This window comes from Spiroplasma endosymbiont of Tiphia femorata (genome assembly GCF_964020225.1).
Lineage (GTDB): Bacteria > Bacillota_I > Bacilli_A > Mycoplasmatales > VBWQ01 > Spiroplasma_E.
The window spans coordinates 88331-102304 of the sequence record NZ_OZ026544.1; the positions used below are offsets into that span (position 1 = coordinate 88331).

Here is a 13974-nt window from a genome sequence, read left to right on the forward strand (position 1 = left end):
ATTATTAACAAACAAAAATTAGAAAGGAACATTAAAAATGTTTATATTACCATTCGCAAATCATTTTGATTGAGACAAACATGATTTTAATCAAGATGAATTAAGTTTAAAACAAACAGAAGAATTATTTGCAAAAATAGATGATTATTTATGAAGTATATGTGATAAATCTGAATATAAATCATATAGATTTAGACAACGAAAATTAAAAGCAAAAAAAGGTTTATTAACTTATAAACGACGTATTTGTACACATTATAACACAAAAACACAAAAAATGGAGTACGTATCATTATTAGATAATTATCTTGGTGTTAAAAAATATAGTAAACTTGCACCTAACGTTATTAAACAAATTTTAAAATATTTTGCTGATGGTAAAAAGTATCGTGATGTTTGTGATACTTTTATTGAAGATTTAATAAGTAATAGTACAGTTTGTAGAACATATCAAAAATTTGAATTACCAAAAGCAAATATTCCCAAAATACCATTACAACCAAATCAAAATTTATATGTAAATATTGATGATGGTCATCGAAAATTTAAGTTTAATGAAAAACACAATACTAAAAATTGTAAAAAATGTTCGATGAGATTAATAGTAATGTGTACTGGTAAAAAGAAAAATGGAAAATTAATTAATAAAAGAGCTGTATGTAAAATAAGAGTTTCAAAAACAGAAATTGGTGCTGAAAAAACCGCAAAATTAATAGAAAAATATGGTAATTTATTTTTTGAAAACTTTGACCAAGCAAATTTAATAGTTTGTGGAGATAGTGCAAAATGAATTAGAAAAACTGCTACAATTTTAAATGCTAAATTTATTTTAGATAAATTTCATGCTTTTCATGTTTTATTTCTTGGTATAATGGCAGGAAGAAGAAAAAATCAAATTGCTAAATTACACTATCAAAATGCAATAAATTTATTTGCCAAAGGTCAATATTATGAATTAATTGATTTTTTACAATTATTAACTTTACAATATAAAAAATTAAAAGTTGGTTATTTTATTAATGCAAAAGATGGTGTATTAAACCAAGCATTAGTTGAAAATATTGGTTGCTTTACTGAAACTAATATTAAACAAATTTTAAAGCATATGATTGGTGATAGAACTTATAACATTGATATGTATACAAAAATGGTTAATTTTAAATGTTATCAAATAAATACAATTATCCAGTTATTATAAATTAAAACTTAAATTTAAAAAATAAATAAAAATAAAATAAAACTTATTAAAGAAAACTTTAATAAGAATTTTTGAGTTATAAAAGTAAGTATTATTGTTGACTAATATTTTTGAAGTGTTAAGATTAACTTACAATTGCATATTGAAGTCTAAATTATTCTCGTCTAAACTTATAATTTAAAGACAAATTTGAATATTATTGACAACATCGGTATGCTCCCGATAAATTTGTTAGATTCATCATCAATAGTGACTAAAACAACTATTAAACGTGATTATGGATTAAATATGTAATATTAAGAATTTCAAAATTAAATACTAATACATCATAACTTTAAATAATTAGTTGATTAGTAATTCATAATTAGTTTGTTATTTGAAATATTTAGGAGGACTTAATTATGAATGATAATGAATTAATTTATTTGTATTGTATTGAAAACAATGAATTTGCTTTTAATTTTTTATATAAAAAATATGAATTGAAAAATGATTTTTTTTACGAAATATTATTAAAAAGTTTTTTGCTATTCCTTTGGAAACAAATGATTTAAAATCAACTTTTTATTTTATTTTATTAAAGGCAATTTTTAAATTTCAAGAAAGAAAAAACAAGTCATTTCAAAATTTTTTATATTATGAAGTAAAATGAGGAGTATTTACTTATGTTAAAAGTTTTTTAAATAATAATCATAAAATTATTAATTGTGCCTTAAAATATAATGATTATTTATATCAAAAAAATGATTGTGAATATACTTCATTTTTGGAAGAAGTTATTAGTATTACAAATTTTACTACTAATGAAAATGAAGTTTTAAGATTAAAGCGAAGAGGATATAATGTTCATCAAATTATGAAAAAATTAAATTTAAGCTATAAGCAAGTTGATAATGCTTGAACACGAGTAAAGTTAAAATTAAAAAATAGTTACAAAAAATATATTTAATAAAAAATTACTATGATAGAATTAAGACAACAATAAAATTTATATTTTAATTTTATTTTTTTAATTTTAAAAATTAATTTATAAGTTTTATTGTTATATTATTATTTATATAATTTAGCTGTTGCTTTGTAGTGATTTTTTAATCATTATAAAGTTTTTTTATGTTTTATTATCGATTTTTGGTGGAGGAAATAATGTATAAAATTGGTATTAATCAAAATGAAAAATCAAATTATAAGCAAAAACCTAATGTTAAGCAAGAAAAAAAACATTGGTTTAAAATTTTTTCTTTGTTATTTGTTGTTGTTGTTTTAATTATTACTACTATGATTTTAATAATTGCAAATAATCAATGAAATAGTGCCATAAATACTAATAATTCCAACAACTGAAATCCTAATCAAGATAAAAATTGAGAAGATTATTATAAGAATAATTGTCCAACAAATAAAAAATATAATTTGATAGATTACAAGGATAAATTAAATAATATTAGTTTAATATCTACTGATAAAAAACTAAAAATTTTTTATCTTAGTGATTTATTAAAAAAGATTGATAATGTGTTACAAACAAATAAAATAGATATTCCTAATAATTTTTTTCTACATTTACCAGTAAATCCAGCTATTAATATTAAAATTAATGATGAAAATGCACTTAAAAATAATTTTTCAATAAAAATACCATCTTATAAAGAAAAAATAAAACAATTTAAAATTGAAATGAGTGTTAATCAATTTGGTAGTAATTATGGTTTGCTTCCTTGTGACTTAAATTTCAATTTTAGTGTTGAAAATGATGTTATTCCAGAAAAATTTAATATTTTTGATTTAGACAATAGAATTACAATTCCATCACAAACAATAGTAATGTCAGATGCTACAAAAGGAACTAAAAATGAAATAGAATCTCAAGTCAATAAAATTATTGAAGAGAAATTTTTAGAAGAAATTAATAAAGAAAAATCATTATCAGATAAAGTAACAAAAAGTGATTTTGTTATTAATTATGATTCAATAAAAAAATTTGATAATTATATGATAAAAAAGAAAATAACAGTTGTTATTTGTGCTATAAATAGTAGTGAAATTATTAAAGGTCAATTAAATATTAATTTTAATGTTCAAGGTAGTTGAACAAAAAAATCATTATCTGTTATTAAAACAGTATTGGAAAATGATGAAAGTGTAATTAATCAATTAATAACTATTGAAGATAATACTAATGTTAGCAAAGTGGATATTGATAATCATATTGCTTTCCTTGTTAGTAAAAAAATAAATGAGTTTGGTAAGCAAAAATGACATCAAGATTTTAATGATCAAGATTATATTATTACTAGTAATGCGATTACTGGAAATTATCAAAAACCAAAATCTATAATAGTAACAATTGTTGGTAAAAATCAATTGCAAGATACTATCAAGTTTTCAATAAATATTCAATTTCAAAATAAAGAACCAAATGAAAAAACCTTTAAAAATAACAATTTTAATGTTAAAGATTTAAATTCTATTGATTTATATCCAAATGTTCTTCCTAGTGGTGTAATATATCCAATTACTTTTAAAGATAATTCTATTTCACTTATTTCACTATTATTTCAAGAAGCTATTAATGATATGAATAATTTTTCTCCTACTAATGACATTAATTTAGAAATGAATATAGGAATTAATATTGATGGCGATAACTATCAAATTCATTTTCAAGAGACAATTAATTTTGATATCATAAAAAAGATAAATAATATTGAACTTGTTAGTGTTTCTGAACAAAATGATAAATATCAGCACTTAAAAAACATTGGTATCATTATTAAATATGATGATGATAAAGAATATAAAATGCTTCATTCCTTGGATGTTAATATTAAAAATAATAATTTAACCTTTATTAATTTTAGTTCTATTGTTAAAATAACTTCACGACGTTAAATTAAAAACAAAGGTGATGAGTATGGATAAGCCACTAGCAACAATATTAAGACCAACTACTATTAATGATATAATTGGTCAAAGTCATTTGATAAATGATAAAAATGGAATTATTAATCGAATATTAAATCAGAAGTTTTTAACATCATTAATATTTTATGGTAATCCAGGAACAGGCAAAACCACTATTGCTCAAGCACTAGCTAATGATTTAAAATGTGAATTTGGATTATTTAATGCTGCCATTGATAAAAAAGAAAATTTAGAAAAATTAATTAAAATAGCACAAAATACTAAACCTTATATAATTATAATTGAAGAAATACAACGCATGAATCGTGATCGTCAAGATTTATTATTACAATATTTAGAACATGGCAATTTTATTTTAATGGCTTGTACTACTGAAAATCCTTATTTTGTAATTAATCCAGCTTTACGAAGTAGATGTCTATTATTAGAATTAAAGCCAATTAGTAATGAAGAAATGTTATTAGGCTTAAAAAAATAATTACTAATAATTCATTTTTTAATTTTAATATTAGTGATGAAATTTTGGAAAAAATCTGTAATTTAGCAACCGGTGATTTACGAATAGCAATTAATATTTTAGAAATATTAATAAAATTATATCCTAATGAAATCATAACTATTGATATTATTAATGCTATTATGCCTAAAGCAAGTAATTGAAATGCTAAAGAGGGAAATGAACATCATGATTTAAAGTCAGCATTACAAAAATCAATTAGAGGCAGTGATGTTAATGCTGCTTTGCATTATTTAGCAAGGTTATTAGCAACTGGTGATTATGAAGCTTTATTAAGAAGAATGTTGATTATTGTTTACGAAGATATTGGACTTGCTAATCCTGCTTTAGCAATTAGAGTAAAAACTGCTATTGATACTTTTCGTCAAATTGGTATGCCCGAAGGTATAATTCCACTTGGTTTAGTAGTTATTGAAATGGCACTTAGTGAGAAATCAAATAGTGCTAATTTGGCAGTACAAAAAGCATATAGTGATGTTTTACAAGGAAAAGTATATCCAATTCCTGATTATTTGAAGCATAATTGATCTAAAACATTAAAAAAATCAGTAGGTAAAGGTAAATTATATAAATTTCCACATGATTATGCTAATGATTATGTACAACAACAGTATTTACCAACAAAGTTAAAAGATATGAAATATTATCAACCAAAACTTCATAACATTTATGAAAAAAAATTAAATGAAATTTATAATAGATTTACTAAAAAATAAAATTCTGAGGTGCAAAATAGAATGTTAAAAAATAAACATTTATGGTTGGGACTTAGTTTAACATTAGCAACAACTAATATTGTTGCTAACACTAGTATTACTAATAATTTAACAAGTATTAATAAATTAAAACAAGAAAATAAAAATAAAACTGAAATTACTGAAGTGGTTACTAATACTACGTATGGTAATTTAAGTAATAGTACTATTTTAAATAGTCAAGATAAAGATGGAATATATCATCTTTTTGATATTAAAAGTATTATTGATAATCCAAATTTAGAACCTTATGTAAAAGAAATTTATATTGATAATTTTAAATTAACTTATAACCCTGAAAAGATAAATAAAGATGTTATTAATGAGTTTGATAAAGAAATTGCTGCTATTAATTATAAAGAGGAACAATTAACAAGTACTAATGATTTGCAAATTTTTCAAAAACAAAACTTGAGCAAAATATCAACAACAGCTTATATTTCAAATAAAAAGTCTAAAAGTAATTTTACTTTTATTCAATTTGGTGGTGCTAATACTCATATATCATTAACCGGAACAAAAGGTATTGTTGATGTAATTAAGAACTATGATAATTTAAGTGAAACATTGGGATTATATTATATTGCTCAGTCTCATTTAAAAAATAGTAGGGGAATTTGTCTTGACTTTGTTAAACAATTTATTACTAAAAGTAGTTTAAAAAATAATGAAAGCATTGCAGAAAAAATTGCTGAAAATATTTTCAATAATATGATTGATAGTCCAAATTTAGAATCTGTTATTAATAATTTTTCAATTGAAAATAATAGTAAAAAAATAAGTATTAGATATTTAGTTGACAGTACTGGTAACATTATTAGCGTTGGATATTTACAATATGATAGCAAAAATTTGGATACTAATAATAATTTAACATTAAGTCATAGTTTTCCAAAAGATGGAGGAAAACTAATAGATTATAATTCAGAAATAACTACGCTTTTAAAATGAAGTGATTATGCTGATTCATGAAATAATTTTATATTTTTATATCCAACAATTTTTGCTAATTCGACAGACAGCATAACTTATAGTGTTATGAATAATACAACAACAATTAAAAGTAATGAACTAAACTTTAATACCAAAAAAATTCAAGACAAAGATAATCAATTACCAGTTTGACGAGTAGTAAATCAGCTACCTGCAGGTCATAAATCACAAGGATTAGTTATTTATATATTTATGTGACATGATGAAAACACTATATATCAACAACTTAGAAGTAGTTCTATATCTCGTGCTTTTGATATTGGGCCATCTTTCTCAATAAATATTAGTAGATGAACAATTAGTAACATTATTAATGAATAATTATGTATCATTTTATCAATAAAATTAAAAATTTAATTTAAAACTACTTTAACTATGAAAGGAATAAATAAAATGAAAATAAATAAAGAAGAAACATGAACAGAAGTACAATGAGCGTTGAATAATCTTCATGGTCCAATTAGAGCAGGAGCATTAAGTGCACAAAATTGAAGTAATACGACAACAGGAGTTCTACTAACAATAGCAGGACTTAAGTCTGTTACTAGGGATAGTAATATTGAAAAACGTTACCAATTAATTAAAAGTGGAGTAGCTGATATGTTATATGCTGCATTTGGTGGTTGAGTTATTTGACAAGCATATAATTTAAATGAAACTGGTGGTAGTACAACTACCGAACCAAATTTACCTACTTTTCCTACTTTACCACCAAATGATGAAAGACTTTATTCTGAAATTGCTGAACAATTAACAGAAGATGCTGTAAGTAATGAATTAACTCCAGAAATGATTTCTATTGCATTAAATAAATTATTTACTGGTACAAATGGATTAGTTAAAGTGCTTAGTGGAATATCAGGTTTTGATTTATATAAAATTCAAAAAGTAACAAAAACTATTGAATACTTAAAATCACTTACTACTTTTGCAACTGCAGGCATTAACTTTACAAATGGTAATATTGTGGGAGGAAATTTAATGTCAATTTCAGCAATGATGGATGTTAGTCACACATATTTTTTTACAATGAGTAAATCTAATACTTCAAATAGTAAAGAGGAAATTATTATTAAAATTATTAATGAAAGAAAAGAACACATTACGAAAAGTTTTTCTTTATATAAAGGTATTTTAAGTAATAAAGATTTAAAGGAAATATATGAGTATTTAGAAAAAAATAATTGAGATAAGTTTGAAATGAGACATTCAGATAAAACAATTCCTAGTTTTGTTAAACCCGGAAAAATAAAAGATTGAAGACCAACATTGACAAAGTTTAAAGAATGAATAGATAATTATACTCCCGAAAATAAAAAGGTGGAATTAGTAACGGAGATTGAAGATAGTAGTCAACGAGAAAGAATAAAGTTAAAAATTTCTGATTATGAGTTTGAACCGGAATTTGTTACAAATGCAAATAATGATATGCCAGAAGTTATCATAGAACCCAATGAAAGACAACCACTTTTAGGAAGTATTAATGGTTAATTAAAATTAGTTTTTATATTATAATGTTTTTTTAAAAAAACATTATTTTTTATTTATTATTTTATTTTTTCTTGTACAATTATTTTAGAAATGATGAATTTTAAAGAAAGATTAAAAATTTAACTTTGTTTTTAAAATAAAAATATTTTAAAATTGACACTTATTTTAAATAATAATATAATTAAAAATGGTTAAATTTTCTAGGTGAATTTAATGAACGAAAAAATAATTTTAATTTGTACTGTATGTTTAAATCGTAATTATCATACATACAAAAATAAGATTAAATATAAAGAGCGTATGGAACTAAAAAAATATTGTGAACATTGTCAAAAACATACTTTACATAAGGAATCACGTTAGGAGAAATTTTCATGAGTGCAGAAGACAAATCAAAAGAAAAACCAAAAGTTAATCCTGAAAAATTGGCTCTTTTAAAAAGTAAATTTAATATTTTACGTAAAATTAAACCTTTAAGAACAAAAAGAACTTCTGAAGGAAAACCAAGTTTTGATCCACGAACAGCCGATAAAAATAAAAAGGTTAATATTAGCGAAATTTGAGAAAAAGAACGTAAAAATCGTACGCCTGAAGAACGTTTTTATTATAAAAAAGAAGCGAGAACTTATCATAAATATTTTTTCTTATACTTATCAAGAGAAATTAGAAGAACTCGTTGAACACCAAGAAAACAATTAAATAATAAATTTATTACAACAGTATTATTTATTGCTGTCTTAGCACTATTCTTTTATGGAATTGAGCAGTTATTACTATTTGTATTACCTTTATTAAAAATAATGTAAAAAATGGAGATGCCAAAAAATGAGCGAAAGAATAAAAAAAGAAACCCCTTTAGTGAAAACTACATCATTAGAAGAAACACATAAACATCGAATTGAGCAAGCACAATGATATATTGTTAATTGTAACAAAGGTCATGAAGATAAAGTTGCTGCTGATTTGAAAAATAAAATTGAAAAAAAATTAAATTTAAAAGATAATATTTTTCAAGTTAGAGTTGTTAAAGAAGCAATACCAGATAAAGATAAAAAAATAACTGAAAAAAATATTTTTCCGGGTTATATTTTTGTTCATATGATTTTAACCGAAGATACTTGATATGATATTCGTAATACAACAGGAATTAATGGTTTTATTGGTTCTAGTGGTAAAGGTGTACCACCAACTCCACTTTCTACTAAAGAAGTTAATGAAATGTTATATCGTAATTCTAAAAATTCATCACAACCTAAAGTTAAAGAGACAAAAAAAATTATTCGTGATTTTGAGTTAAATGATTTTGTTCATATTACTTCTGGTGCTTTACAAAGCCGAGAAGGACAAGTTATTAAATTAAATGAAGATAAGGGTGTTGCAACAGTTTCTGTTGATATGTTTGGTCGTCAAACCGAAATTAAAGTAGAATATGATAGTTGTAAAAAAATTAAAGTTTAGTTTAAACTATTTAATTTTTATGTAAAATAAAATTAAAATATATTTGACTACTAATTATAATGATGTTATTATTTGTAAAGTACTATTTATATATATAAATAGACTTTAATTATGTTTAAACTTGTGGAAGATTTATTCGTTTGGACCACAGTGAGAATCCATTTAGGAGGAGTTGCTCATGGCAGATAAAAAAAATATTAATCGTGAAGGTATTATTCAATTACCAGCTGGTAGTGCCAAACCAGGTGCTAGTTTAGCATCATTCGGTATTGATATGCCACGTTTTTGTAGAGAATTTAACGATAAAACCAAAGATCAAAAAGATGATGTTAATCCGGTTCCAATTCCAGTTTTTATTACATCATATAAAGATAAAACTTTCGACTTTAAAATAAAAACTGCACCAACAACATTTCTTTTAAAAAGAGCATTGAAACTTGCAAAAGGTTCATCAAATGCTAAATTAACAAAAGTAGGAACACTTACTATTGCTCAAATTACAGAAATTGCTCAAATTAAATTACCTGATTTAAATGCTTATTCTTTAGAAGATGCAATTAAAATTGTTGCAGGAACAGCCAAGAATATGGGCATTACTGTTGAAGATGGAAAGCAAGGTGTTTAATATGAATAGAAGTAAAAGATATCTTGCAGTTGCAAAATTAGTTGATAACACTAAAGTTTATCCAATTGATCGTGCTTTAGAATTAGCTAAACAAACTTCATCATTAAAATTTGATGCAACAGTTGAAGCAGCATTTCGTTTAAATGTTGATCCAAGACATGCTGATCAAATGTTACGTGGTTCTATTGTTTTACCAGCAGGGACTGGAAAAACACAACGTGTTTTAGTGATAACTACTACTAAACAAAAAGAGGCAATGGAAAGTCAAGCTGATTTTGTTGGTGGTAAGGAAATGATTGAAAAAATTCAAAAAGGTTGATTTGATTTTGATGTTATTATTGCAACACCCGAAATGATGGGTGAATTAGGAAAAATTGGTAGAGTATTAGGACCAAAAGGATTAATGCCTACAGCAAAACTAGGAACAGTAACAATGGATGTTCAAAAAGCAATAGCTGATATTCGTAAAGGTAAAGTTGAATATCGTGTTGATAAACAAGGTAATATTCATGTTATTCTTGGTAAAGTGTCATTTGCACAAGAAGGGTTAAAAGATAATTATTTAGCAATTCTTAACACTTTAAGAAAAGTTAAGCCTGCAGCAGTTAAGGGCGCTTATATTAAAAATATAAGTATTACTACGGCAATGGGCCCTGGTATTAAAGTATTAATTGAAGAATAATATAATAATATAGAAAAATCATTAGTAAAAGTACTAATGATTTTTTTATGTTTTTATTCATATTTTTTTTATTATTTAAAAAAATTTTACGCTATAATTTATTTATTGTGATAATACCAATTAATACATTATTTTGGTAAAACAATAAAATAATTAGGTAGTAAAGGAGAAACCTTAATGAAAAATCTTATAAATCTTTTTAAGAAACAAAATTGAGGAATAAAAATTGGCTTTGCCTCACTGGTAATTAGTTTGCTTTGTTTAGCATTAGGACTAATTTTAATTGCAACAGCCAATTTTAAAGCCCCAAGTGGAGGAAGTTCACAATATGCTGGAAATGGCTTTCATGCTATTTCTATATGAGGACTTGATAGTTTTTTAAGCAAAGCTGGCTATGATCAAATGTGAACAGATGCTACTAGTGATAAGCTTTTAACTTATCCTCTTGCGCAAGTAGTTGTCGGAATTGTATTTACAGTAATTTTAACTGCTATCTTTCTTGGTGTTAGTGTTTTATCTTTAATATTTGGTTATTTTAAACGTTGATTATATTCTTAGTGTTTAGTAAGTGTTAAATATGGATAAAAATGTAGAATATAAAAAAGTTACATCTTGGGATTGAAAGCAAAAACTAGGATTATTCTTATGCATTTTAACTTTGTTTTTTCTAATAATTAGTTTAATATTATTTGGAACAGCTATTTTTAATGATCATTATAATAATTTTCTTGGTAACGGTTTTTGAAGTTTAAAACACTATGGTATTATTAATTTGTTTTATAATTGAGATCAACTAGATATAGAAGCGGCTAAAAATACTTATGTTTCTCATCCTTTTGAACAAGTTTATTTTGCAATTATTTTTTTAATTATTATTGTACCAATATGTTTTGTTCTTGGAGTTAGTTTATTAGTTAGAGGATGATGAAAGTCAAGAATTTAATATATAGTTACTTCATAAATTTATTTATAGTAAAATTTAATAATCATTATTTCATTAAAAAGGGTGTATTATGATGTTTAATTCTAAAAAAATAATTGTTTTTTTACTAATAAATATTGTGTGAGTAGTAGTTTGGATTATGATAACTATTAGTTACGATAGTTATCATGATCCAATTTTAAATTATGTACCACATAGTAACGATTATTTAACAAATGAACCAACTAATCAATTGGTTCCCAAAGCAAAAAAACCTAAACATGTAGTTATGGTGGGTGTTGATGGTATGGCCAGTTATGCATTAAAAAGTGGTTATAGTCCAAATATGAACTATTTAATGCATCATGGTGCGTATACACTGGAAGCACGTGATGTTTTACCAACTTCTTCTGCTGCAAATTGAGCAAGTGTTATGTTTGCTACAGATCCTATTAAGCATGGTGTTGTTGATCAAGATTTGTGGAATGTTCATCATACTGTTCATGCTGAAGTAAAAGCTGATCAAGTAAGTATTTTTAGTTCTATTATTGATAAGTATGGTCCTTCAAAAAAATTATTTGGTTATGCTAGTGAAGGTGAAATGATTGCTAATTTTCAACCCAAAGGCCAAGAAAATATAAAAACTTTAATTAGTAGTAATGGTAATTATTGTGCAACAGAAAATGATAAACAAACTTTTGAAAATACCAAAAACGTATTAAGTAATAAACCTTTATTTTCATTTTTTTATTATGTTAATCCTGATTTAGCAGGTCATTCACGTGAATGAAATAGTGAAGAATATTATCAAGCAATTAGTCAGACTGATAAATATATTGGAGGTATTATTGAAAATTTAAAAGATTTAGAAATGTGAGAAGATACCTTATTAATTATTAGTTCTGATCATGGAGGTGTTTCACAATATCATGGTCATTCTTCTGATGCTGAACAAAAAATTCCTTTGCTTTTTGCAGGAAATTGTATTCCAAAACACGGAATTATTCCAGATAAAATTAAAATTTATGATATTCCAGCTACTATTGTTTGATTATTAGATATTAATTCACCATCAATAATTTGAGATGGTCAGCCAATTTTAACACCTTTTTTTGATATGACAAATATGTATGATCATAGTGAGGAGTTTAAGTAATGGATATTATCAATTTTAAACAAATTAATTTTCGAAATAATGGCATTAGATTACTTATTGTGCTTGCTACTATTTTTATTGTTTGAAATAATGTACAAAATGTTACTTTAAATATTGGTGGTAGTTTACATGCTTTTAATGCTTATTTTTGTTCACCAATGTTATTTGTTATATTGATATCATTTGGTTTTTTAAGTGCCAATAATAATTTTAGTTGAAAAGAGTATAGTAAATTAATACTAGCTATTATGATTTTATCTTTAGTTACAAGTTTTATGTATTTAGATTTTTTTGCTTTTAAAGAAGGATATGTAACAACAGGTTATATGATAGGATTATGATTTAAATTATTATTTTTTGATTATGGTAAATGAATGATATGAATTATTATTGGTGGTAGTGCATTAGTAAAAGTTGTTACTAACCATTTTTCCTTAAGTAATAAAAGTTGAAATATTGTTAAAATAATAACTTTAGTTATTACTAGTATTTTATTAATAATAGTTTTAATAGTTAGTATTAACTTGCAACTTACTAGTAAGTTATATTGATATGATAACTTTAATTGAGATTTATTTTATGTATCATTTCGTGAGGGTGGATTTTTACAACTGATACCTGGGTTATTAGCTTTTTTAGTTGGTCTTAATTTTCAGTGATGAGTAAATTGAGAAAAGATAAAAGATAATGTGGTTTATTCATTACTTAGTTTTTCTTTATTTATTGTTATTATTAGTTGTCGAATGATATTTTATTTTCCTTTAATTTATTGAGATATTATGGAAATTTTGCAAGCTTTATTTTTATTTATTCCTTTTATTATGTTAAATATTAATTATAATAAAACTTTAGCCTTTTTATTTCATGGTACTACTTTTATTTTATTTTTCCATATTGCTTTTAATAAAATAATTAGTGTTGAATTTATGACGGGTTTATTATTGCGTTTAATATTTGGATTAAATGTTGCCAGAAGAGCAGTAGAATTTGTAAATAATAATTTTTTTGTTACTATAATTTACTCATTTGTTAAGATGTCAATTTTAATTTTCTTTTGTGCTTTTTTATCAAGACAATATGTAAAACTATTTAAATTTAAAGTATTTGCTATAGAAAAAAAGAAAGCAATTATTCATTAAATTATTATAATTAATCTTTTGCTCTTATAATAAAAATAATTATCATCTTTTAATTATTAACCATTTCCCTCATTTTATAATCAACCATCTTTATTTGAAAAATGATAAAATTTTAC

Annotated in this window: 17 protein-coding genes; all 17 read left to right on the plus strand. The window is 23.8% G+C overall.

Going from position 1 to position 13974, the window contains the following annotated elements; all coding sequences use genetic code 4:
- Positions 1-37: 37 nt before the first annotated feature.
- The 17 genes from AACK83_RS00575 to AACK83_RS00655 all read left to right on the plus strand — a co-directional run bounded on the left by AACK83_RS00575 (position 38) and on the right by AACK83_RS00655 (position 13858).
- Positions 38-1198, plus strand: a complete 1161-nt coding sequence (locus AACK83_RS00575; protein WP_338958625.1) for an Mbov_0401 family ICE element transposase-like protein — start codon at positions 38-40, stop codon at positions 1196-1198.
- 401 nt (positions 1199-1599) lie between these two features.
- Positions 1600-1752, plus strand: coding sequence for a hypothetical protein (locus tag AACK83_RS00580; RefSeq protein ID WP_174481447.1), 153 nt, complete (start codon positions 1600-1602; stop codon positions 1750-1752).
- The gene (locus tag AACK83_RS00585) at positions 1734-2147 is read left to right on the plus strand and encodes a hypothetical protein (RefSeq protein ID WP_338958628.1); all 414 of its coding nucleotides are present in this window, start codon (positions 1734-1736) and stop codon (positions 2145-2147) included. Before AACK83_RS00580 ends, AACK83_RS00585 begins: the two co-directional genes overlap by 19 nt.
- 194 nt (positions 2148-2341) lie before the next feature.
- On the plus strand, positions 2342-4087 hold the full coding sequence (locus AACK83_RS00590) for a hypothetical protein (protein WP_338958630.1): 1746 nt from the start codon (positions 2342-2344) through the stop codon (positions 4085-4087).
- Between the two features lie 22 nt (positions 4088-4109).
- Positions 4110-4598, plus strand: coding sequence for an AAA family ATPase (locus tag AACK83_RS00595; protein ID WP_338958633.1), 489 nt, complete (start codon positions 4110-4112; stop codon positions 4596-4598).
- A 44-nt stretch (positions 4599-4642) separates the two neighbouring features.
- A complete protein-coding gene (locus AACK83_RS00600; protein WP_338958636.1) occupies positions 4643-5353 on the plus strand; it encodes a hypothetical protein in 711 nt (236 codons plus the stop codon).
- A 21-nt stretch (positions 5354-5374) separates the two neighbouring features.
- Positions 5375-6706 (plus strand): hypothetical protein, encoded by a 1332-nt coding sequence (locus tag AACK83_RS00605; RefSeq protein ID WP_338958638.1) that lies wholly within the window; start codon positions 5375-5377, stop codon positions 6704-6706.
- A gap of 72 nt (positions 6707-6778) precedes the next feature.
- Complete coding sequence (locus AACK83_RS00610) at positions 6779-7876, plus strand: hypothetical protein (protein ID WP_338958640.1); 1098 nt, start codon at positions 6779-6781, stop codon at positions 7874-7876.
- Between the two features lie 213 nt (positions 7877-8089).
- Positions 8090-8239 (plus strand): 50S ribosomal protein L33, encoded by a 150-nt coding sequence (gene rpmG, locus AACK83_RS00615; protein WP_174481441.1) that lies wholly within the window; start codon positions 8090-8092, stop codon positions 8237-8239.
- 11 nt (positions 8240-8250) lie between these two features.
- Entirely contained in the window at positions 8251-8682 is a 432-nt protein-coding gene (gene secE, locus AACK83_RS00620; RefSeq protein ID WP_338958642.1) for a preprotein translocase subunit SecE, read from the plus strand.
- 19 nt (positions 8683-8701) lie between these two features.
- Positions 8702-9334, plus strand: coding sequence for a transcription termination/antitermination protein NusG (gene nusG, locus AACK83_RS00625; RefSeq protein ID WP_338958644.1), 633 nt, complete (start codon positions 8702-8704; stop codon positions 9332-9334).
- Between the two features lie 178 nt (positions 9335-9512).
- The gene (gene rplK / locus AACK83_RS00630) at positions 9513-9959 is read left to right on the plus strand and encodes a 50S ribosomal protein L11 (protein WP_338958646.1); all 447 of its coding nucleotides are present in this window, start codon (positions 9513-9515) and stop codon (positions 9957-9959) included.
- 1 nt (position 9960) lies between these two features.
- The gene (rplA, locus tag AACK83_RS00635; protein ID WP_338958648.1) at positions 9961-10641 is read left to right on the plus strand and encodes a 50S ribosomal protein L1; all 681 of its coding nucleotides are present in this window, start codon (positions 9961-9963) and stop codon (positions 10639-10641) included.
- Between the two features lie 177 nt (positions 10642-10818).
- On the plus strand, positions 10819-11199 hold the full coding sequence (locus tag AACK83_RS00640; protein WP_174481436.1) for a hypothetical protein: 381 nt from the start codon (positions 10819-10821) through the stop codon (positions 11197-11199).
- A gap of 19 nt (positions 11200-11218) precedes the next feature.
- Positions 11219-11584, plus strand: coding sequence for a hypothetical protein (locus AACK83_RS00645; RefSeq protein ID WP_338958650.1), 366 nt, complete (start codon positions 11219-11221; stop codon positions 11582-11584).
- 139 nt (positions 11585-11723) lie between these two features.
- Positions 11724-12719, plus strand: coding sequence for an alkaline phosphatase (locus tag AACK83_RS00650; RefSeq protein ID WP_338958652.1), 996 nt, complete (start codon positions 11724-11726; stop codon positions 12717-12719).
- Positions 12719-13858 carry a hypothetical protein gene (locus AACK83_RS00655; RefSeq protein ID WP_338958655.1) on the plus strand — a complete coding sequence of 380 codons (1140 nt, stop codon included), beginning with the start codon at positions 12719-12721 and terminating at the stop codon, positions 13856-13858. The genes AACK83_RS00650 and AACK83_RS00655 overlap by 1 nt, the downstream gene beginning before the upstream one ends.
- The last annotated feature ends 116 nt before the right edge of the window (positions 13859-13974 follow it).